Annotated in this window: 1 protein-coding gene (only partly in view); it reads left to right on the forward strand. The window is 73.5% G+C overall.

Features of this window, described 5'->3' with window-relative positions; genetic code table 11:
* Nucleotides 1-23,146 carry the 5' portion of a scabin-related ADP-ribosyltransferase gene (locus tag HNR67_RS23780; RefSeq protein WP_185004450.1) on the forward strand. Its footprint extends 5,579 nt past the window's final position, so 23,146 of the gene's 28,725 nt are visible here — the first part of the coding sequence; the start codon lies at nucleotides 1-3; its stop codon lies off the right edge, out of view.

Here is a 23,146-nt window from a genome sequence, read left to right on the forward strand (position 1 = left end):
ATGGTCTCGCGGTTTGACTGGGCTGGGGAGCTGTTGCGGGACAAGGGTGAGGCTGGTTATCACCTTGAGCAGGCATCGAAGTCCAAGGTGAGTTCCGTTGTGCGGGAGGGGGATCGGCGGGACAACAACATCGCTCCGGTGTTGCGGTTCACCGGGTTGCCGGGGGTCATTGTGCAGGTGATTCCTTCGGTTCAGTCCGCGCCGACCGAGGAGGTTGGCAGTGAGGTGCGGCAGGAACTGGGTGGGTCCTCGGGGATCGAGCATGGCTCGCCGCATGAGGTGTCGGTGCCGTTTCGGGCGGAGTTCAGCCTCCATGACGAGGCGGGGAACCTGGTGCGGCCGGTGGTGGGTGGGTCGGTTGTCGCCGCCGATGGCGAGGTCACGCTGGCCATGCCGGTGGATCTGGGTAATCGGGACGGCGCGGGGGCCCGGGTTCTGCGGGCGGAGCGGGATGGGTGGGGTGGGGTCATCCGGCCCGCACGGGCTCGGGCGCTGGCGCGGCTTGGGGTCAGTCCGGTTGGGCGGGCTGATCGGCGGCGGTTGCTGGGGGAGGACGGGCGGCTGGCGGGGCCGAAGCTGGTTCGGTTGCCGGGGCACACGCTGGTGGAGGCGGTTGAGGTCAATCGGGGGCCGCTGCCGAGCGACATCCCGACCTTCGCCGATCAGGTCATCGCGAAGCTGGGGGCGCGTTTCGCGGGGGCCACGGCTGTCGGGTCCGAGGGGCGGGAGGTGGTTCAGGAGTTCCTGAGTGAGCGCAATATCGCGGCCAAGTTGCGGGCGATGGCGCTCTACGACGATCGGGATCCCGGTGATCCATCCGAGGTGCGGGAGCGGAAGGAGTTGGCGTACCAGGAAAAGAGGTGGATCCGGTCGCCGGTGATCTTCAAGGGGAAGAACCGGGGTGGGTTCGAGTGGCGGCAGCGCAGTACCCAGCTGGAGATGCGGGCGGTCGCGCGCTGGGTGCGGGTGGATCAGACCAAGCACGGGGTCAGCATCACCCAGCGCACGCACGAGCATTACGAGCACACCGGGCGGCACGGGGTGCAGCGGTTGACCGGGGTGCACGCCTTCGTGGGTGGGGGCGCGGAGCTGGCGCCCGCGTTCATCGCGGCGGGCGGGCTCACCTACGACACTACGCTGGAACATGGCGCCACCGGCGGGGTCACCGGGTCCACCGCGGCCAAGGAGGCGCTGAAGATCACCGGCGATGCCGTTCGGTACGAAATGGTCTACGACATCGAGGTGCGGCAGGTCGGTCGGGAGGGCGAACAGCCGTGGCGGTTGCGGGGCAACGTCAACGCGGTGCAGTGGACCACCGCGCGCGAGGCAGGCTGGGCGGGACTGGTCGAGGCCGATCCGCGGGACACCGAGTTCCGCTCCGGCGCCGACCGGACCCGGTTCGGGCCAAGGGAGTTCGAGCACGGGCAGGCCATCCTGGGCATGGTGGAGGAGGTCAGCAGCGGTCAGCTGCTGGCGCAGGCGCTGCGGCCGCTGCTGGAGGCCGTGCCGTTGCAGAAGGGCTGGTATCTCAACAAGGACAAGCTCATCCGCTCCTTCACCGACCACGACATCAAGGACGGCAAGCTCACCGCCAAGGCGCTGGCGGCGCTGGAACGGGGCAAGGCGCTGACCGTGGCGCTGTCCGAACCGGAGATCAACCGGCTGACCAACCGGCTGATCGGCCCCGGACTGCACGTCCCGGTCAAGCGCGCCGGGTACTTCCACGACTACCGCACCACGATCGTGCTCAAGGCCGAGGTCGGCGAGATCAGCGAGGGCAACCCGCTCACCGCCGAGGAACTGCTGGGCATCTACCGGGCCAAGGACGTCACCGGCATCGACAGCGGCCGGGGCCGGGGGCTGGGCGTCGCCGGCGGGCCCCAGGGCAGGCTGCTCGGCCCGCTGGGGGCCACCGGCGGCACCGCGGTGTTCGGGGCGCTGTACTTCGGCGCCCGCGGCGCGCGGACCTGGGCGAGCGAGACCACGCAGTCCCTGGGCGGCAAGCACAACCTCGAGCGGTGGCGGGGCGGCTCACTCACCGAGCAGGGCAAGCTCGGCGACCGGCCGGTCCGCCAGTTCCGGGCCGAACTGACCATCACCAGCGAGATCCACGCCGACCGGCGGCACACCCAGGCCATCCGCAAGATCAGCTTCGGCCGCCGGGGCCGGGATCTGCCAGCGCACGCGCGACTCACCGCGCCGGACCCGATCACCGTCCCGCTGCGCATGCTGCTGCCGGAGGTGCTGCTCGGCGAGGCGGATCCCCGTCAGCAGCAACCGGTCCAGCCCCGGCCCAACCGCCCGCTGGCCGACGCGCCCGCCCCGCACGCGCTGCCCGCACCGCTGTCCCGGTCCTTCGACGACGTCGAGATCCTCGCCTTCACCGGCGCGGAAGCGGTGCAGCGCTCGGCGGAGGAGATGCTGAGCATCGCCACCGAACGCGATCCGGTGGTGCGCTCGCGGGTCGGGGACATCGCCTACTCGATCAACTCCCGGCTCGCCCCGGAAGCACTGCGGCGGGACCCGAGGTTGTTCAACCGCACCACCGTGATCGACTCGACCAAGCTGCTGCACGGCCGCCGCCAGGCGGACCTCTTCGGCGCGCTGGGCGTGTCCTTCCGGCCCCGGTTGTCCGCGCGGCAGGTGAGCGCGGCGGAGTACCAGGAGGTCACCCGGCAGCTGGAGAGTTCCAGCAAGGCCACCGGCGGTGCCGGGACCCTGGACCGCTACGGCGGCTACGTCATCGCCGTGCCCATCCTGACCGGCAACGTCGAGTCGGGGACCGACAGCGACACCAGGGTCGTGCCCAGGGGCATCTTCGGGATCTCGACCTCGGTGTTCACCGTCGAACGCGGCGAGTCCCAGGCCGAGCACCTCAAGGGCGGGGAGAAGATCGCCCTCCGCGAGCTGCCGGGCAAGGTGGTGCTGGCCCGGGTCGACATCGAGGCCACCGTGGTCGCGGAGGCGCGCTACAAGGGCAACCTCAGCTTCGGCCTGGCCGAGCCGGATCCGGCCCGGACCGCGGGCGAGGTCCTGGACCTGCCGGAGTCGGCGCTGGTCTGGCTCACCGAGGACCAGTTCCACGAGCTGAGCACCGGGACCCCGCCGTCGCCGGCGAACGCGACAGCGCCGGTGGAGCGGGGGATCGAGCCACCGCCCTCGCTGCGGCCGGGGGAGTCGGCCGGGCAGTCGATCGGCCTCGGCGGCATCATCGACCGGATCGACCTGAGCCCGCGGATCGCCGAGCTGCGCGCGGAACTGGCCCAGGTGCCCGGCATCGGTCCCGAGCTGGCGGCCCGGCTGCTGCCGGAGAGCAGCCTGGACCCCAAGAACGGCAACATCGACGCGGTCAAGCGGTTCCTGTCCGAGGTCAACGGCGCGGTGCACAACTCGCTCAACGGCGGCCAGGCCAACCCGATCCGCGCCGAACTCCGCTTCAGCGGCCAGACCTACGAGCTGACCCTGGACGCGGCCTTCACCCAGGCCCCCGAACGGGGTGTGGTGCGCAACGTCGGCAAGCTCAAGGCCACGGTCAGCGCCGAGTTCGGCGGCCAGGACACCAGGATCAGGGCACGCACGCTGTTCAACGGAATGTTCCTGGTCCGCGCGGCGATGGGGCTCAGGAAGACCCGCGGGCTGCCGCCGAAGGACTCCGCGCCGGGTGTGGCCCGCACCCGGCACGCCGACGGTCAGACCGGCGCCGGTCTCGGCGTCGAGATCGCGGTGGGACGGCGGCGGCGGAAGAAGTCGGCTGAGCATTCGGTGCGGCACAACCACTCCGGCACGTTCAGCGGACCGGCCGCGGTGCACCGGGGCAGGCTGGAGCTGGACCTGCGGATCCAGCGGCACGGCCGCACCATCGCCGCGGTCCCGGTGACCGAGGACGTGCGGATCACCAAGATCGCGGAGGAGTCCTACCCGGCGCCCGAACACGGCGGCAGGCTCGGCAGCACCACGACCGGACCCCGCCCGGTGACCGGCACGCTGTCCGGACCGGACCTGGCGGACTGGCGGTCCCGGCTGGCCGACGGCACACCGGCGCCGAGGCTGCCCGCGCTCGAGCACTACTGGGCCGAGCACTACTTCGGCGACGTCGAGGTGCTGCGCGCGCGGGTGCGGGAGGTGCTGGCCGGGTCGGGGATCCGGATCACCCCGAAGATCAGGCGCGCGCTGCAGGCGGCCATCACCCCGGCGACCGTGCGCGCCGGGCTGTCCGCCGCCGCGGACGGGACCTTCGCCGTGCCGCTGCCCGGTGGCGTCGACCGCACCGTGGAGATCCACTTCCGGCTGCCGGCACAGCCGAGGTTCGCCAGTGCCAGCGCCGGTGTCCGGATCGGCTCGTACACCACGGCCCGGCAGGCCGCGGAGATGGCGGTCAGCACCGGCAAGGAGACCGCGCTGGTGCAGACCGCGCCGTTCGGCAGCGCCGGGCAGTCGACCACCGTCGAGCGGGCCACCGGCGTGGATCCCACGTCGGCACCGAGCCGGACGGCCTTCGGCGACAAGTCGGCCTACGCGCTGCGCCAGGGTCGGGTGCTCACCGGCCCCGAGTCGGACCGGCTCAAGGCCACCAGGCTCGACGAGAACGGCCCGGTCCTGGACCCGCTGATGCCGTGGACGAACAAGGGCGAGGACCAGCACTCGCGGGTGCTGCTCGCCGGCGCGGAGTTCCGGGTGGTCGCGCGCCGCCGGTCCAAGCCCGCGTTCGGCGGGGACCAGGACCAGGCCACCTACCAGGACCTGCGCGTGCACGACGCCTACGCGCTGCGGGTGCGCGAGGCCGACGCCGCCGCGCTGACCGGGCAGACCCTGCCGGAGTCACTGGCCAGGGCCACCGATGCCTTGGCGGACAAGGGAAAGACCTGGCTGGACGCGGAGCGGCGGCGGATCGCGGCGACCGCGGCGGCCGAGCAGGCCGGGCGGCCGATCGAGGCGGGCGAACAGCGGCGGGCCAGGGCGAACGCGGACCGCCTCGGCGAACTCGACACCCGGATCCAACGGCAGCGCGCCCACCTGGACACTGTCCGCGAGCAGTTCACCATCGCCAGGAACGCCGCGGCCGCCCGCACCCGGGGACTGCCCTCGGCCCGCAAGCACCTGGAACACCGGCGCCAGGCGTTGTTCAAGGCGGACACCGAGTTGCGCCGCCTGACCGACCGCAGGCGCGAGCTGGAGTCGCTGGCACTGGACCGGGGCGGCGTCAGCGCGGCGGACAAGCGGCGCTACACCGAGGCGGTGGCCAGGGAACGCGCGGCGGTGGCGGCCGAGCGCGCGGCGGAGCAGGCGTGGTGGGACGCCAAGGCGTTGTACGACAACGAGATCGCCGGGGTGTACGCGGCGGAGAACCGTCAGCCCGCCGAGGCCGGGACGCGGGAGCCGCCGCCGACCGCCGGCAGGTCCGCGGTGGAGCAGGCGGTCACCCCGCAGCTGCCGGGCGGTGCGCGGGTGCCGCGGGCGCCATTGCCCTCGCCCGAGGTCGCTCGCGCGCACCAGGCCGTGGTCCTGACCCTGGCCGAGCCCGCGGTCGACGGTGGCAGGTTGCTCGGCCGGTTGCACCGCCTGATGGGGCTGCCCGATTCCGGCAGGCTCTCGACGCGGGTGGCCGGGGTGCTTTCCGCCGCGCACGAGGACGGGCGGCTCTCCACGGTGAACTATCAGCGGGCGTTGCAGGTGATGGGCCGGGTCAGCGTGTTCCCCGCCGATCCCGCCGCGGAACGCCCGATCGACTCGACCGCGGTGCCTCCTGGCGAGCAACCGGTCGATCTGCCGCAGGTGGTGGAGCTGGCGCGAGAGGTGGGGACCCGGGTCGGGAACGGCGATTTCGAGGGCGCGGTGACGCTGCTGGGCGGGCTGAACCGGGACGCGCAGGCGATCCTGGCCGTGACGGAGGCATATGGGGTGGAGTTCGGCCGCGACCTGTACCCGGATCTGCTGGCATCCCGGCCGGAGGAATCGGGCTACCTGAAACACCTGCTGGGCCAGGTGAATTCGGATCCGGTGCCGTTGGAGCAGGCCCAGGACTGGTTCCGGCGGATGCGCGAGCTGACCTTCGACCACCACCGCTACGGCGCCCTCGCGCTGCCGCACGACTACCCCGACGACGGGTGCTACTTCCGCGCGCACCGCATCGCGCTGGCCCTCTGGCAGCTCGGCGCCGAGCCGCACAAGATCTTCGCGTCCGGGTACGGCGCGCTGCACATGCGGCTCACCACCGCCGAGCACGCCACCGGCAACCGGCCGCTGCCCGTCCCGATGCACTACCACGTGGCCACCACGCTGTTCGTGGACGATCCGCACGGTGGTCACTGGGCGGTGATCGATCCGACCGCGCACCCCGACGGGCTGCTGACCGTCGAGCAGTGGCTCGCCGCGATGGACCTGGACCCGCGAGACGCCAGGCACTACCAGGGCACCGCCGAAGCCGTGCGGGACCAACTGATGACCGAACGCGAGCAGAACCCGGACGACTGGCACGACTACTACCCGATCGTCACCCCCGTGGTGGCGATCACCGACGCTCGTGCCTACGCCTTCGCCGACCTCGTCGAGGCCGAGCCGATGTCCTGGCAGCGGGTCGATGAGGACTTCCGCGAGGACGTCGAGCTGATGCGCAACTACTACGCCCTCGCCGCGCGGCGCAGGGTCAACCGCGCACTGGCCGACGTGGTGATGCGGATCTGGCACAACCGGGCGATCGGCCGCGCGGTCGACGTCCAGGCCGTGCTCGACTCGCTGGCGAACCTCGCCGATCGGGAGCCCGTCGGCGGGGCGGGCGTGCTCGACCGGGAACCGGAACCACTGGTGCTGCTGTACCAGCTGCTGCCCGAGCACCGGGAGCGGATCGAGGACGCGCTGAATCCCTGGGAGGAGGAGTCCAGCACCTCGGGCGAGTCCAGCGGGTCGACGGAGGTCCCCGCCGCCGGGGCAGGCCACCCGGGGTGGCGGAACCGCCTGGCGCAGGTGGAGTTCTTCCCAGGGGCGCACCGGCGCGGGCGGGTGCGGACCCGGCCGGGTGAGTGGCGGTGGGAGCCGGTGCCGGGGCAGCCGGGGCGCAGGCGGGGGGTGCACTCCGCCGAGCCGGTGCTGGAGCGGTCGGCGTTCGAGGTGTGGCGCGGGCCGATCCACGGTCAGCCGACGACCGTGGTGACCGTGCGGGTCGAGCTGGATCCCGAGGGGCGGCACAGCGAGGCCGTGCGGGAAGCGGTGCTGCGCAGTGCCCGGCGGGGGATTGACGAGTACTTCAACCAGGACGCCGACGGCGGGCCGCGGACCCGGCCCAACGGCGATCGGCTGCATTTCCGGCTGGTGCCGGACACCGCGGACGGCCACCGGCATGTGGTGACAATGGATCCGGAACGCCCGGTCGACCAGAACAACTGGCATCCGGGACAGCAGCCGGTGACCGGCGCGCACGAGTACGGGCACATGCTCGGCCTGGTGGACGAGCACGGGGCCCAGCCGGGCGGTCTGCGCGTCGAGGGCACGCTCATGGGCGACTACACCGCGGTGGCGCCGGATGCGGTGCGGATGCCGGATCGGTTCTTCCAGCTGGTGGAACTGGCCATCGGTGACGTGCCCGCCGCCGACCAGGGGACCGCGGCGCCGAGCCCGGTCACCGCGGGGCTGCCGGACGGGGCGGTCGTGCCGACGGCGCCGCTGGGCAGCGGGCTTGGTCCGTTCAACCGGAAGATGGCCTTCGAGCTGCCCCAGGCGCGGCGGGAGCCGATGCGCGATGCCGACCGGGACCTCCTCGGCATCGCCCTGCCCACCAGGGACGGTGATGACCGGGTGGCCAGGCTGTGGGCCGAGAGCACCAGCGCGCACCCGGTCCGCGAGTACCACACACTCCACAGTGGACAGTCTGATGCCGTTCACCGGGCCCAGTGGGACAGCGCCGATCCCGCGCGCAAGCCGGTCTTCCTCTACCTGCACGCGGGTCCGGAGCGCTTCCGGGCCACCACGCACCAGGGCATTCTCCGGATCGACGGTGCCACCCTGGCCGAGATCGCGCTGGCCGACCCCGACTTCCGGCGGGTGCTGCGGGACCGGCCGGACGCGCCGATCGTGTTGCTGGCCTGCGAATCGGGGCAGCGCAACGAATCCGGTGGCGGTGGCTACGACTTCCGGCAGCGGCTGACCGAACGCGGGTTTGACCGGCGGGTCTTCGCGCCGACCCAGCCGATCAATCTGGTGCCCGCCTTCGGCGCCATCAACGTGGACAACGGCGGCCGGTTCGTCGAGATCGCCGGGTCCGCGCTCACCCCCAGGCCCAACCTCACCCGCGCCTACCGGACCGAACCCGAAGGTGCACCGCTGTTCGAGTCGCTGCGGCCCATCGCCGCCGAACCGGTGCCCAGCAACGACTTCCCCGTCGCCGGACGTCCGGAGAGCGGGTTGCGCACGCAGGAGCGGCCGGAGTTGCGGATCGCGCGGGACGGCACGCTCGCGCTCAACGGCACCGGGTCGGTCACCGGCGCCGAGGCCGTCAACGAGGCCAGGGAGTTCTTCGCCACGCCGGAGGTGCTGGCCGGGGCCAGGGAGGCGTTGCGGCGGCTGGGCAGCCTGGTCGAGTTCGAGGTTCAGGACTCGCGGGTGATCATCGGTGACGCGGGCGAGCAGCGGGTGCTGCACCGGGTGACACCGCGACTGCCCGCGGAGCCGGCCGAGGTCGGCCGGGACTTCGCCGGGATCGTGCACGGCGCCCAGGCCGACACGTTGCTGTTCCGGGAACCGGGTGGCGCCACCGAGGTCGTGCCGGTGAACATCGACGACGGCCTGGAGGTGACCGGCACCCTGCACCTGGCCGAGGGCCTGGCGGAGAGCGTTGAGTCGGACGCGGTGTCCGAAGTGGACGCTGCCGCGGCCGCGGCGTTCGCCGGGCGGGACCTCCGGCAGGTGGGCGGCAGTCCCGGCAGGCCACTGCCCGGCGATCGCTACGGCGGGATGCTCAGCCACCCGCCCGAGCGTGCGCTGCTGGCGGAGGCGGCGCGGCGGGCCGGGCTCAACCAGTTCGCCTGGGCCGAGCCGGGGCAGCTGTACGTGCGGGTGTCGGTGCCGGGCGCGCACGAGGAGGCCGGGTACCACTTCGCCACCGTGATCGCCGAAAGCGCTGACGGCCGTACCCAGGTCACGCTGGAGAACCACGCGCACGTCGCGGAGTTCGACGCCGCCGTCCGGGCCGCGATCAACGAGAACCTGGCCCGGCACCACGGGTTCGACCGGATTTCCGCGGAACTCGACACCCGGGCGGAACTGGCCCGCACGGCCGGGGACACCGCCGAGGCGCGGCGACTGGAACGCCACCGCGTGCTGGCGGAGGCTCTCGGTGGGATCGCGGACACCGGTTACGACAACGCGAATCCTGAGCGGCGGCGGCGAGCCTGGCAGGCGATGGCCGTTGAGCTGAACGTGGTGCCGGGGCCACAGCGCTGGCATTTCCGGATGTACACGAAGGAACCCGGGGAGTCCTTCTTCGAGCAGCAGGCGCTGGCGGCCAACCCGCTGGTGGCGGTGGCACTGGGCGGCGTGCACGAGCTGGCCGCGGTCGGCGTCTGGTTCGAGCAGGGGCAGCGCGGCACGCCCGAGTCGGAGCGCGGCGGGATCCGGGCGGGTGCGCGTGAGGTGGCCCGCGCGGCGGTGCTGCGCGCGGAGCTGGGGCTGCCCGCACCCGAGGTCACGATCACCGGTTATGGCAACGGCCGCCGGGGTTTCCCCGGTCCTGGCCCGGCCGCGCGGCAGCGGGCCGGGCACGTGCGGGCGGTCTACCACGCCGCGCTGACCGCCGAACTCGCCGTGCTGCAAGGGGATCGGCCCACCGTGGCGGCCGGGGACATCGCGATCCACACCCGGACCGGCGACAGCGTTGGCACACCGGCGGACCGGCGCCGGGTCACCATCGAGGTCTCTTTCGGCTCGCCCCAGGACAGCCCGCAACGGCAGGCCGAGGCCGGGTACGACCGGCTCACCCACGGGCTGCCCGGCCTGACCCTGCCGACCGATGCCGTGCGCGCCCGGATCGCCGAGTACACCGCGCTGGCCACCGACGGCAGGCTCGAACACCACGCGCTGCCCGAGGGGGTCCGGGATCAGCTCGGCACACTCCAGGAATCGCTTGCCGGGCAAGGAGATCCGGCGGTGGTGCGGCGGGTGCGCGGGTTCGTCACCGAGGCGTTGCTGGCCGCCTCGCTGACCCCGGTCAGGGACCTGCGGGAGATCAGGCCGCTCAGCTCCGCCCGGCTTGCCCAGGTCCTCGACGATCTGAACGCTTCCCTTGCCCGGGGCGAGGATCCGTTCGCCCAGCCCGCCTCCCTGGTGCACGGGCTCGCCATCCCGGCCGCGGAACTGCCGGTGCGCCTGGCCGTCCTGGGTCAGGTGAACCTTGGCGCGCAGGCGCGGGCGGCGGTGGCCGGGACGCCGTTGGCCACCGCGTTGCTGGCGAATCCGGCCGCGCTCACCGAGGCGCTGTTCGCCGGTACCGGCCACGAGGAGCAGTACTTCCTCAACACTTGCGTCGCGGCCGCGGTCAACACCGGAGTCCGCACCAGGGCGCCCGGCCTGCCCGCGCTGCTGCACCTGGGCCGCGTGGTGGCCGCCGCCACCGAGAGCCGCATCGGCCGGGTCCCCGCCGAGATCAGGGACGCCCAGGATCGGCTGTTCGGCCGCAGCCAGGAGCAGATGACCAGGAAACGGGTCGCGGACGCGCGGGCCGAATTCGACGCCATCGAGCGGCGGGCACTGGCATTGGTGGGCGCGGATCAGCGCGACCCCGGTGTGCGCCGGGAATGGCGGGCGCTGACCGACCGCTGGGCCCGGTCGATGCAGAAGCTGGCCGCCGCCGAGCTGAACCGGCCCACGGTCCCGGTGCTCACGCCGAAGGTCCGCGAGGGTGACTGGGTGGGCAGCGCGGTGCTGGCCGTGCCACTGCTGGTGGACCGGGGCGCGCGCAGGCTCACCGGGGTCGACCAGGAGCAGTACGTCGCCAAGTTCCAGGCGCAGCTGGCGATGGAGCCGGACGGCACGTTGTTCGGTGCCACCGACCTGTTCGAGGGCAAGCAGCCCCGGGTCGGCCTGGCGGAGAACCTGGCGACCGGCGGGGCGCGGGCGGAGTTCTGGCGGCAGGTGGCCGAGGGTGCCGGGGTCGTGCTGGACACCCCGTTCCACGCCGCCTACCTGCGAGCATCCACTGTGGACGGTCGGCGGGTTTTTGTGCTCAACGACCCGAAGTTCGCCGCCCCGGCGAGCCTGACCCCGGCCGAACTGGTGGCCTGGGCGGACCGGGTGAGCGCAGGGGTCAGCGCGAGGTTCTTCCCTAGCACCGGGGACGACACCCGGCACGGCACGCAGCAGCACCTCGGCGGCCCCGGCGGCTTCCTGCGGGTGCCGGTGACGCGGTCCGGGGGAGAGCGGGCCGGGGCCTTCTTCCCCACTGAGGAGACGCCGACCGAGCTGGGCGCGGGCCCGCGCGCGCCGATTCCCGGGCGGCGATCGGCGCCAGCGGACGGGACCACCACCCGCCGGTACGGCGTGGACCCGCACGAGCTGAACGCCGTTGCCGTGCGCGAGGTCCTGCTGGACCGGATCGACGAGTGGCACCCGGCCTGGCGGACCTCGGCCGAGCCGCTGTACCGGTATGACCTGGCCCGCCCGGAGCAGGTGTTCGCCGCGGGTTTCGTGCCCCTTGACCGCAACAACTACGACCTGGGTTCCCGGGTTGTCGCCGACAACGGCAGCGTGTACGTCTCGCTCACCAGCGACCCGGAACTGCACCGGCACCCGCAGACCGGCGGGCTCTACCACGGCCGGTTCCGGTACGAGATCCAGGCGCCCGGCGGCATCGTCGTCAACGACACCATGCTGGCGCATTCCTCGTTGCACGAGCACGAGTCGGAGATCGCCTTCGCCGGTGGGGTGCTGCCGCGTTTCATCCGGGGCGCCCAGGAGGTCGGCGCCGACGGCGAGCTGGGTGAGTTCCGGCCCAACACGGGCTTCAGACTGGAGATCGAGCCGGTCGCCGCGGAGCGGGATGCGGAGTCGGACTTCGACCCGGCCTCGGACCAGGAGTCCGAGTTCGACCCGGCTACCGATGAGGACGAGGACGCCCGGTCCGACCCCGGCTCGCCCGAGCCGATCGGCGGCGACCCGGAACCGGAGGCCGAGCTGGCCGAGTGGCAGGGTTTCGGTCTCACCCCTCGCCCGGGTCGGCGTTCGGCGTCAGTCCAGCCGGGCACCTCCTCCCTCTCCCCATCCGACAGCGATTCCGACACCGCCTCGGTGGCCTCCACGGCCAGCCGCTCGACGGTGCGCCTCGCCCAGCCCGGCGGTGGGGAGCACGGGGTGAACGCGCACACCGCGGGCGGCCTCAGCTTCGGCGCGACCGGCGCGCCGGAGACCGACCAGTGGGACGAGCTGCACCAGGCACTGCCTTCGGTGTCCCAGCGGGCCAAGCCGTTCTACGTCTACGCCACCGGCCAGGGCGACCGGTTCCTGGTCGACGGTGTGCTGGTCGACGGGGCCGAACTCGCCCGGCTGGTGCGGACCTCGCCGTGGTTCCACTTCCTCGCCGATAACCACAAGGTGCCGGTACGGCTGGCCGCCGCGGATCCGGCGGATCCGGTGGGGTCGCGGCGGGCGGCGCGGGAGTTCGCCAATGCGTTGCGCGGCAACGGGAAGTACCGCAAGATCAGCGCGGCCACCGACCGGCTGGCGCTGGACGCGGCGGGCGTGGCGACCGCCTCCTTCGACCTGGTGTCCGTGGCCGGGCCGGACGATCTGCACTGGCACGAGCTGAAACGCGAGAACGGCGGGTCCTTTGGGATGGCCTTCGCCGCCGAATCGGCGGACAAGCTGGCCGACACCACCGACTACCGCCTGCGCGCGGTGGCCACCGAGTCGGTCGACGCCGCTGGCGACTGGCAGAGGGAGTACGCCACCCAGGTCTGGGCCCCGGCCACCGACGGCGACCGGACGCGGCCCGTGGTGCTGATGGTGGGCAGCTCCGGCCCCGAGTTCACCGTGCGCCTTGACGACGATTCCCTGCTGCCGGTCACCCCGGAACACCTGGCCTCGCTGCTGCTCCGCTCCTCGACGTTCCAGCGACTCACCGACGGGCCGATCCGCCCGCCACTGCTGGTGATCGGCAAGGACGACGCGCTGGCCCCCGGCGCGAGGGGCCTGTCCAACGCCCGGTTCCTGGCCAAGCTGCGTGCGCTGAGCGGGCCATGGGTGAGCTGGGATGTCACCGGTGACACCAGACCCGACACGTTCGCCCTGACGACCGTGCCTGCGGGCTCGAAGTTCACCGAGGGCAAGCCGCCGGAGCTGGCCGAGGTGGTGCACGTGTCCTCGGACTCGGTGTTCGGTTTCCCGGTGCGCGGCGGCGATCGCGACCCCGCGACGGAAACGGCCGCACTGCGGGACTTCATCGACGAGGTCGAGCACGGCACCGCCACGCTGCGCGGGCCGTGGCAGGGCACTGATCCGCTGGTCGTCGCGGTGGACTCCCCGGACGGGAAGCACGTGCGCATCGGGACCTCAGCCGGTCCCGCGCTGGAGCTGGACGGCAGGCAGTTCGGGCGGATGTTGCTGGCGGACCAGGATTTCCGGCAGTTGCTGGAGGCTGATCCGCGGCGGCCGGTGGTGCTGGTGGCCCGTGATGCCGCGGTGCGCGACAACTTCGGCGGGCTCGGCTTCGACTTCGCCGGTGAACTGCGGGCCGAGGGCTTCTTCCACGACACGCACGCACCCGACGGCGCGGCCCGGATCGAGGCGGACCGGATCCAGACCGGGCCGGGCGTGGGCTTCGTCCGGGTTTCCCGGCTGCGGGCCGGGGATCTGCGCCGGAAGGTGCTCGCCAACCGCGACGGCGTTCCGGTGGCGGTGCACCTGTCCCTCGGCGACCAGCGGGTGGACGACGAGGTCGACGTGTGGTCCTGGAACGTCACCGCGGCCAGCGTGCGGCAGGCCGAGGTGGCGGGCGGCGCCCGGACCGTGCGGACGCCATGGGCCCAGGGCGAGCTGCCGCTGTTCGTGCTGGCGAGTTCCGGCGACCTCGGCTACCGCGGTCTGTGGCGGGATCACACCGATCCCAGGTACGCCATCGCACTCACCCCGGACCAGCTCGGCCAGGTCCTGCGCGCCGATCCGGAACTGCGCCGGATCCTGGGGCGGGGGATGGGCCGCAGCAGCGACCGGCCGATCGTGCTGCTGGGACTGGACGGGAAGAGCACCGGCGCCCGGACGTTCGGCAAATCCCTGCTCAGCGGCGGCTTCTCCCGGTGGATCCACCTGCCGAAGGGGGAGACCACCCTGACCCCGGACGGCCGGATCACCTTGACCGGCAACGGTTTCACCTCGCGCGCGCCGATGCTGCCCGGCCCGGGGGACATCGTCACGCACGCCATGGCGAACGAGGCGCTGGGTGTGCACGGGCAGTTCCTGCCGCGCGACGAACGCGACACCCACCAGATGCACCTGGCCGCCTACCGCGATTCCGCGACCCGGCAGAAGTACTACTTCCGGGAGACCACCGAGCAGGACCGGACAGGCCGGGACGTCATCCGCAGCGTCGCCCACCTCGCGCCGTGGGCAGGCATCCCCGGCCGGTCCTGGTCCCTCGACGGCCACGGCTCCGCCGCGGGTTTCGTGTTCGCGCTGCGCACCGACCGGCCGCTGCACATCGGCGACGCGGTCGCGGTCGACGGGGCGGAGGCCGCCACCCTGGTCTTCGGCACCGAGGTGTTCCAGCGGGCGGGCCTGGATCCGGCCAGCCCGGTCTCGCTTGGGCAGTGCTGTACGAACGCGCTCCGGCTGCCGGAGGCCACCAGGGCCGCCGAGTTCCAGATCAGGTGGCGGCAGCTCCGGGGTGCGCCCGCGCGGGTGTTCGGCGCGACCGGGGTGGTCGAGGTGTGGGCGCACACCGCGACCCGCGGGGTAGAGAACGGCGAGTTCACCGAGGTGCTGCCAGCGGACGGGGCCGGACCGCCGGAGGTGCGGATCGCCGACCTCACGATGAGCCGGATCCCGGGACTGAAGGTGGGATTCCCCAGCCGGAGCACCACCCTGCCGGGATCGGAGGTGGCGGAGGTGCGCGCCCTGGCCAGGGCGGTGGCCGCGGCGGCGGCCTGGCGGCGGGCCAACAACGTGCCCCCGCCCGAGGTGACCGTCGACGGGTACGGCCGCCCCGTCCCGTTCCACCGGCACCGCGGGCAGGCGAACGGGCAGGCGCGGGCGGACGCGGTCGCCGCGGTGCTCACCGACGAGCTGACCGCGCACGGCGTGCGACTGGGCGAGCTGGGCCTGGACGTCCGGCCCGAGCACGTGGTGCTGCGCGTGCACGGCCACGAAGCCGGGCTGAACCAGGACAGCGGCGTCCAGGTCGAGGTGCGGCTGTCCGGGCACGACGTCGGCGAGCAGGCGCTGCTCACGGCCCAGGCGACCCCCCAGGACGCCGCCGCCACGGACGCGCTGAACCTGGCGCTCGCGGCCCTCGCCCCGGCCCAGTCCCCGCCCGGCACACCCCAGCCCGCCACCGCCCAAGTCGCGCCCGCCGTCCCCGGCACCCGCGGATCGTCCTCATCGGACGAATCAGCCGAGGGCCGCCAGGCCAAGCGGCCCCGGCGCGAGCCGGCCGGGGTGGCGTTCCCGGCCGGGCCGAACGCCCGCGGCGCACTCGCCTTCGCCCGCGACCCGGCCGAACTGACCCGGTGGCGGACCGTCTACCAGGGGCTGCCCGCGCGGCCCGGCAGGCCCGACCCGTTCTACCTCTTCGCGGCCGCCCGCGACCTCGTCGACGGCGCGGACCTGGCCGCCCGGCTCGCCGCCGCCGACGCCTACCGCCAGGCCCTGGCCGCCGATCCGGACCTCACCGTGGCCGTGCTCGGCGCCGACCCCACCCGCTATGCCAGGGAGCTGCGGGAGTTCGCCGCGGCGGTGCGGGGTTCCGGTCCCTACCGCGAGGTGATCGCCGCGGACCAGCCGGGCCGCGGTGGGTTCCAGCGGGTCTCCCGGCTGGGCCTGGCCGATGTCGAGTGGGTGCCGCTGACCGATGCGAGCAGGCAGGTCTACGGCGTCGGCTTCCCTGGCACGGCGACCGCGAAGCTGGACTGGGAGGCGTTGCCGGAGACGGCAACCAGTCACTCGCGGCGGCTGATCGCGGAGCAGGCCGAGGACAGCTCGTCGGCGGGGACCGAGGACTCCGGGAGCGAGATGGGGGAGGGGACCGAGACCGTCGCGCCGTGGGCCCCCGCCACCGAAGCGGGCCGGGCCGAACCGCGCCACCTCCTGCTGGAGGCCGCGGACGGCGGGCACGTGCTGCTGCGCAAGGGAACCGACCGGCGACTCGACGTCAGCGCGCCCGAGCTGGCCGAACTGGCGCTGGCCACCACCGTGTTCGCCGCGGCGGCCCAGGCCGGGGTGCGGCCGCCGATCGTGCTGGCCACCAACGAACTGACCCCCGGCCAGGCCGATCCGAACACCGACCTGCTGGCCGCGCTGCGGCGGCTCGCCGGACCCTGGCCCGGCCACGCCAGGACCGGCTCGGTCGGCCACGGCTACTACGGCCAGCTGACCGTGCGGCCGGGCGAGCGGTTCACCGAGATCGGGCTGACCCTCGGCGAGGTGGTGCACTTCGCCGACGGGCCGCGCTTCGGCTTCCCCGCCGCGGCGGACCGGGACACCGCGATCGAGCGGTCGCGGCAGTTCGCCACCGGCGGTCCGTGGGGTGACCGGGAACCGATCCACGTGGCACTCGACGGCGCCCCCGGCCACGCGAACGTGGCCCTGGGCAACGGCCGGATCGCCGAGATCGAGGGCGACAAGCTCGGCGCACTGCTGTTGTCGGATCCCGGATTCCGCGCCCTGCTGGCGAACGAGCCGCACCGGCCGGTGGTGCTGGTCTCCGCCGAGGGCGCGGCGCGGCGCAACCACGGCGGGCTGGGCTTCGACTTCGCGGGCGCGTTGCGGGCCGCCGGGCACTTCACCGACGTCTACGCGCCCACCGGGCCGGTCGGCGACTCCGCGTTCGAGCTGGTCTCGACCTGGCGCGCCGGTGACCTGAAGACGACCGTGCTCTCCGGCGAGGACGGCGAGGCCGACCTGCTGCTGGTGCGCGCACCAGGGGACGAGGAGTTCGTCGCCGACCTGCGGGCCTGGCTCGAACAGGCCGGAGAGGCCGCGCTGACCACCTTCCTGGACGCGCACGGGCAGCCGCTGGACCTGCCGTGGACAGCGGACGCGCCACCGGTGTTCCTGCTCGCGCGGACCACCGGGCCGGGCTTCGCCGTCCAGCGCGCGGACGCGGCCGAGGCCACCGTCACGGCGACCGAACTGGCCCAGGCCCTGCGGGATGAGCCCGCCCTGCGCGGGCTGCTGGGCACCGACGGGCTCCGCCCGCTCGCGCTGATCGGCTTCGGCACGCCGGTGACCGGGATCGGGGAGTTCGCCGCCGCGCTGGCGCCCGGTGGCTACTCGCGCCTGATGTTCGCCCCGGACGGCCGGGTCTCCTTCGACCGGCCGGGCGTGCTGCGGGTCGAGCACGGGCGGTTCCAGCTCGCCGCCCCGATCACGCCCGGACCCGCCGACCTGGTCGGCTACCCGCACGTGCGCCCCGACGGCACGGTGTTCGGCCAGTTCTTCCCCACCTCGGCCTTTGACCCGCTCGCCGACTCGCTCAACGCCCTGAGCTTCGCCGGCGAGATCCAGGACACCTACCAGCGGGAGGTCGGCGGCGGGCAGCGGACCGTGGGCGCCGCGGCGCCGTGGGCGGGGCGGGACCCGTGGCTGGTGGACGGCCACGGCGAGCAGGGCCTCGGTCTCGGCTTCGCGATGGCCACCGGGCGGCCGCATGTGCGCGGCGATGTGGTGTGGCTCAACGGATCCGCGGGCGCGCGGGCGATCTTCGGCAGCGAGACCTACCGGCGGGCAGGCGCCAGGGACGCCGTGCTGCTGGGCCACTGCGCCACCGCGGCCGCCAACCCCGGCCAGGTCTCCGTGGCCTACCTGATCAAGCAGGCGGCGGAGCCGGAGTTCGGACCGGTCACCCTGTGGGGCGCCGACGAGGAGGTCACGAAGGAGCGCACGGGCAGGCTGACCGTGCTCAACGACGGGATGTTCCACGAGATCGGCGCGCCGGTGGCGCCCCCGCCGCCGGAACTGCCCGCCGCGGCGCCGGGGACGGGCCCCGTTGTCACCAAGGGCAACAGCGGGCGGATCACCGCCGTCAGCTACCCGCCCAGCGCCAACACCCCCGGCGGCCTGGCTCTGGTGCCCGACCGCTCGCACACCCACGGCTGGCCCCGGCGGATGTACCAGGTGCACACCGGGCTGCCGGTGGACCGCGAGGGCCCGATCTACGTCTACCTGGTGGCCACCGCGGACGGGTTCCTGGTCGGTGACAACCAGGACCTGGACGCGCGCACGGTGGCAGGCACGATCCTGCGGGACGGCGGGGAGATCGCCAGGGACCCCGGCACCAGGGTGCGAATGGTCCTGCTCGCCCGGGACAGCCCCGGTGACGCCTGGCGGCAGGCGGCCGGCCTGGCCACCGCACTGCGGCAGGGCGGCCCGTACCGGCAGGTGGAAGCGGCGGTGCTGACCGTCAACCCGGCCGCACCCGCCGAGCCGCCCGCGGCCGGGGACGCCGATTTCCACCTGGTGTCCACGCCCAGTGCCGAGGAGGTGCGCCCGACCGCGCTGACCAACGCCGAGGGCCTCGCCCACGGGTTCAACCTCACCGGCGACCCGTGGCCCGAGCGCGGTATCCGCAACGCCACCACGCACGCCGAGCGGGTACTGGCCGTCACCCACTACGACCCGCAGGGCAGGCGGGTCGTCGAGGAGCTGCCGGTGTCCGCGCAGTGGCGGCTGGAACCGGGCCGGACCCGGCCGATCGCGATCTACCTGGACGTGGCTCCCGCCGGCGATTTCCGGGTCGGCCTGCCCACCGGGGTCTCCGTCGAGCGGACCCCGGAGCAACGGGCCGCCGACCTGGCCGCGGACCCCGGCTTCGTCAAGGCCATCGGCGGCGGGGTCCGGCCCGCGCTCAACCTGGTGGTCCGCGACACCGCGCCCGACGCCCCGGCGCGCAGTCACGTCGAGCGGTTCCTGGCCGAGCTGGCCCGCCGCACCGGCGGGCACTGGGAGAGCAACACCTACTCCGGCCCGGTGGAGTTCGACCCGTTCGGCGTGCTGATCATCGCCCAGCCCAACACCTTCCGGCACCGGCCCACCCCGTTCCCCGGCGCCGACCTCTTCCACGCCGACCGGGTCTTCGGCCTGCCGTCGCCGGAGAACGGGTGGTCGCGGGCTGCGATGCGGCGCTTCGCCACCGCGGTCGCCGGGGTGGGGCGGGACGGGCGGAAGCCGCTGTTCGTGCTCGCCTCGGGATCCGGCCGCAGCACCACCGTGGCGCACCCCGGCGGATTCGTCACCGAGGAGAACGGCTACTGGGCCGGGGAGGGCCTGGCCCAGCGGCCCGAGTTCACCGGCGCGCTGCGACTCGACCCGGCGAGCCCGGTCGTGCTGATCACCCCGAACGGCGCCGCGCACAACGGTTACGGCGGCTTCGGTTTCGACTTCGCTTCCGCGCTGCACGCGCACGGCCTCTACCCCGACGTGTACTCCGTCACCGGCGACGGCGACCTGGACTTCGACGCCGAGGACCCGCCCGAGCTGGCCCTGGTGTCCCGGCCAAGGGCCGGGGAACTGGACCTGCTGCCGATCCGTGCCGCCGACGGCACCCCGCGAATGCTGCTGGTCCGCTCCCCGGGGGATGAGACCCTGATGGAACGGTTGCGGCAGTGGGCATCGGCGAGCACCCCGGCCACCCTGGCCACGGTCACCCTGCCCGAGGGGAAGACGCCAGCGCCGTGGCGCGGCTCGGCCAGGCCACCGGTGTTCGTGGTGGCCAGGCGCACGCCCACCGGCTACCTCGGCACCCGCCGCCAGGGCGGGCCGCTGGAACTGAGTCCACGCGACCTCGCCGGTGTGCTGGGCGAGGACGCCACCCTGCGCGGCCTGCTCGGGCGCGGCTCCGCGCGGGCCGACCTGGCGCACGGGCAGGAACCCTCGATCGTGCTCGCCGCCCTTGGCGGAATCGTGCTGGGCCGCGAGGACATCATCGCCGGCTTCGCCTACGGCGGGTACTCGCGCACCACCCACACCCCGGCCGGGGAGTTCGACTTCCGCCCCGACGGCACCCTGGGCACCGACATCGCCGAGTTCCGGTCGGCGCCGCCGCCGGATGCGAGCGCCGACACCGTGCTCAGCTACCCGGCCGTGCGCGCGGACGGCACGGTCGACGGGCAGCTGCTGCCCTCGGAGGACTTCGACCTGCAGGCCGACTCGCTGGCCCACCGGACCACCGACGCCACCGCCGGGCACCTGTACTTCCAGCAGCAGCTCGACGAGCAGGGGGCCGAGCACGGCAACCTGGCCCTGGCCGCCCCGTACCACGACAACACCTGGAACGTGGTCGCGCACGGCCTGCGCTCCGGCCTGATCGCCGCCCGCAAGACCGGCATCCCGCACCACAGGGGCGATTTCGTCACGCTGACCGGCCAGGTCGCCGCCTCGGTGCTGCGCGACAACGCGATCTTCCAGCAGGCCCACCCACAGGACTCGCCCTGGCTGCGGTTCACGGTGTGCTGGCTGAACGCGCCCGCCTACCCCGGCGCGACCCCGGCCGCCTGGTCGATCGTGCGCCAGTGGAACCTCGACCTGCCCGCGGACCGGCGGCTGCCGGGCGCCACCGCCGCGAGCAACGTGCTGGAGATGAGGTACCGGGGTGGCGCGTTCCGGGTGCTCGGCGGCGGCAGCTTCGCCGAGGTCGGCGTGCCCGAGGACGAGCAGCCGCTGATCCGGGCCAGTGACCTGCTGACCGACCGGCTCGACGAGGTGCGGCTGCGGTTCGCGCGGGACCGGGACGCCACGCCCGCCGGGCAACTGCGGGCGTTGCGGGAACTGGCCTACCGGACCGCCCGCGCGGCCGCGGGCCGGGCCACCCTGCAGCCCGGCAGTCCGCTCCCGTCGGTCACCCTGGCCACCGACGCGCTGGACGGGCGGCCGGTGGAGCTGGTCGAGCAGGAATTCCGGGCGGCGCTGGCGGAAGAGGCCGAGGAGCTGGCCAGGCTCGGGCTGTCCTTCGACCCGGCCGACATCCCGATCCACCCGGTCGAGTCGGATGAGCGTGCCGCCCGCGAGGTGCTCGTCGCGGTGCACCTGGACCAGGTCGACACCCCCGCCGAGCTGTCCGGCGCCGGTCCCGACGGCCCGCCACTGGCCAAATCGCCTGCCGACCCCGCCACCGACACCGCCTGGCACGCCCAGCTCGCCCTGCTCACCGACGAGATCGCGCAGATCAACCGGCACCTCGCGGCCTTCCCCGCCGACTTCCAGCCTGGACTGCGGGCCAGGACCCGTGACTGGACCGAGCTGGGGGAGCGGTTGCGGGCAGGGACCGGTCCGGACATCCCCGATCTCACCAGCAGGCTGACCAGCGCCCGCGAGCTGGCCGCCCGGCTGCGGTCGTTCCGGTTGCGGCACCTGGGCGCGATCCACGCCGACGGCCTGGAGGTGATCGCGGGCGGCGGGCACCCGTTGACCTTCCACCCCAACGGGATTCCCGGCGGGGTGAGCAGCCGGGCGGACACCAGGTTCGGCTTCGCGGTCGAGTTCCAGTCGGCCGGGCAGGATCTCGCCGGGCTGCAGCACACCCTGGGGCAGCGTCTACAGTGGACGATGGTCCCGGAGACCTCGGGCGCCGACGGCGTCGAGGTGGTCTCGCCGATGCTCCGGGGCGGTCCGGAGAGCTGGACCGGACTGCACCGCGAGCTGGCCGCCATCCGGTCCTACCGGGACCCCGGCGGCGATGTCCTGGATGCGGGCCGCACCGGCGGCCACCTGAACTTCAGCTTCACTGAAGCGCTCCAGCCGCGGGAGTACGCCCGGCTCGCGCAGCTGGCCAAGGCGTTCGAGGCGGTCCTCTATCGCCTTGGCAACCACCCCGGACCTGGCGCGCCCCAGCGGATTCTCGGGCAGGCAGGCCCGAACCCGTTGCCGCCCAAGCCGTCCGAGGTCGCCTGGATCGACGATGTGCCGGGGCTCGGCAACGGCGAGCAGGACGCGATCAACTTCCAGCACGTCCTCGGTCAGCCCGGCGACCGGCTGGAGTTCCGGTTCTTCGCCGGCAGCCTCGATCCCGCCGTCTGGCAGGCGCACGCCGAACTGGCCGCCGCGATGGCGCTGGCCGCCAAGGACCCGGCCCTGCACCGCCGGCTTGACGCGCTGATGGCCAACCCGATGCTGGTGGACCGGAGCACCACACCGGCCGATCCCGAGGCGGCACTCGAGCTGCTGCTGGGCTTCCTGGAGCTGCTGCCGCTGAGCCCGGCGGCCCAGGAACAGGCCGTGCGACTGTTCGCCTGGACCGACTGGTGGGCCAACGACAACGAGAACGACCACGACCTGCGCGCGTCGATGATCACCGGTCCCGGTGGGCGCGGCTGGTACTACCCGGCGCCGGGGATTCCGGTGCCGGAGGCGGTGCGCACCGTCCAGCGGATTCCGCAGCCGCTCGGCGCGGAGATCGTGCTCGCCACGCTGACCCCGGACGCGAATGCCGTGCGGCTGTGGGATGGCGAGCCGGTCCCCGTCGAGGTCTTCGCCAACGCGCTGTCCCGGCGTGACGTGACGGCCCGCGCCCTGGACGGCATCCCGGAAGGCGTCCGGGTCGACGCCCGGCTGGTGCTGGCCGTTTCCGGCGGCGCTGGCGTGCTGGGCCCGGCGGTCGTCGACGCGCTCAAGGTGCCGGTGCTGGTCACCGAGGGCCGGGTGTCGCTCACCCCGGACAACCAGGTGGCCTCCGACCGCGAGTGGATCGATCTCAACTGGGGTGTGCCGCCGGTGCGCACCGGGGTCACCGGCCTGGCCGAGGCACTGGAAGTGGTGCGGGGCAACGCGTCCGGCCCCGAACTACTGCTGTTGCGGGACGCGCACGGCCGGGAGTTCATGCTGTCCACCAACGGCAACCAGGCGACGAAGGCGGCAACGACGAGGATCGCCGCCTCGTACACCGATCTCGGCTCGCGGACGTTGATCCTGCGGCAGGAGCAGGAATCCGGCCGGACGGTCACCCGGTCCATCGACGCGGACT

The organism is Crossiella cryophila, assembly GCF_014204915.1.
In the GTDB taxonomy this organism is placed as follows: Bacteria; Actinomycetota; Actinomycetes; order Mycobacteriales; family Pseudonocardiaceae; genus Crossiella; species Crossiella cryophila.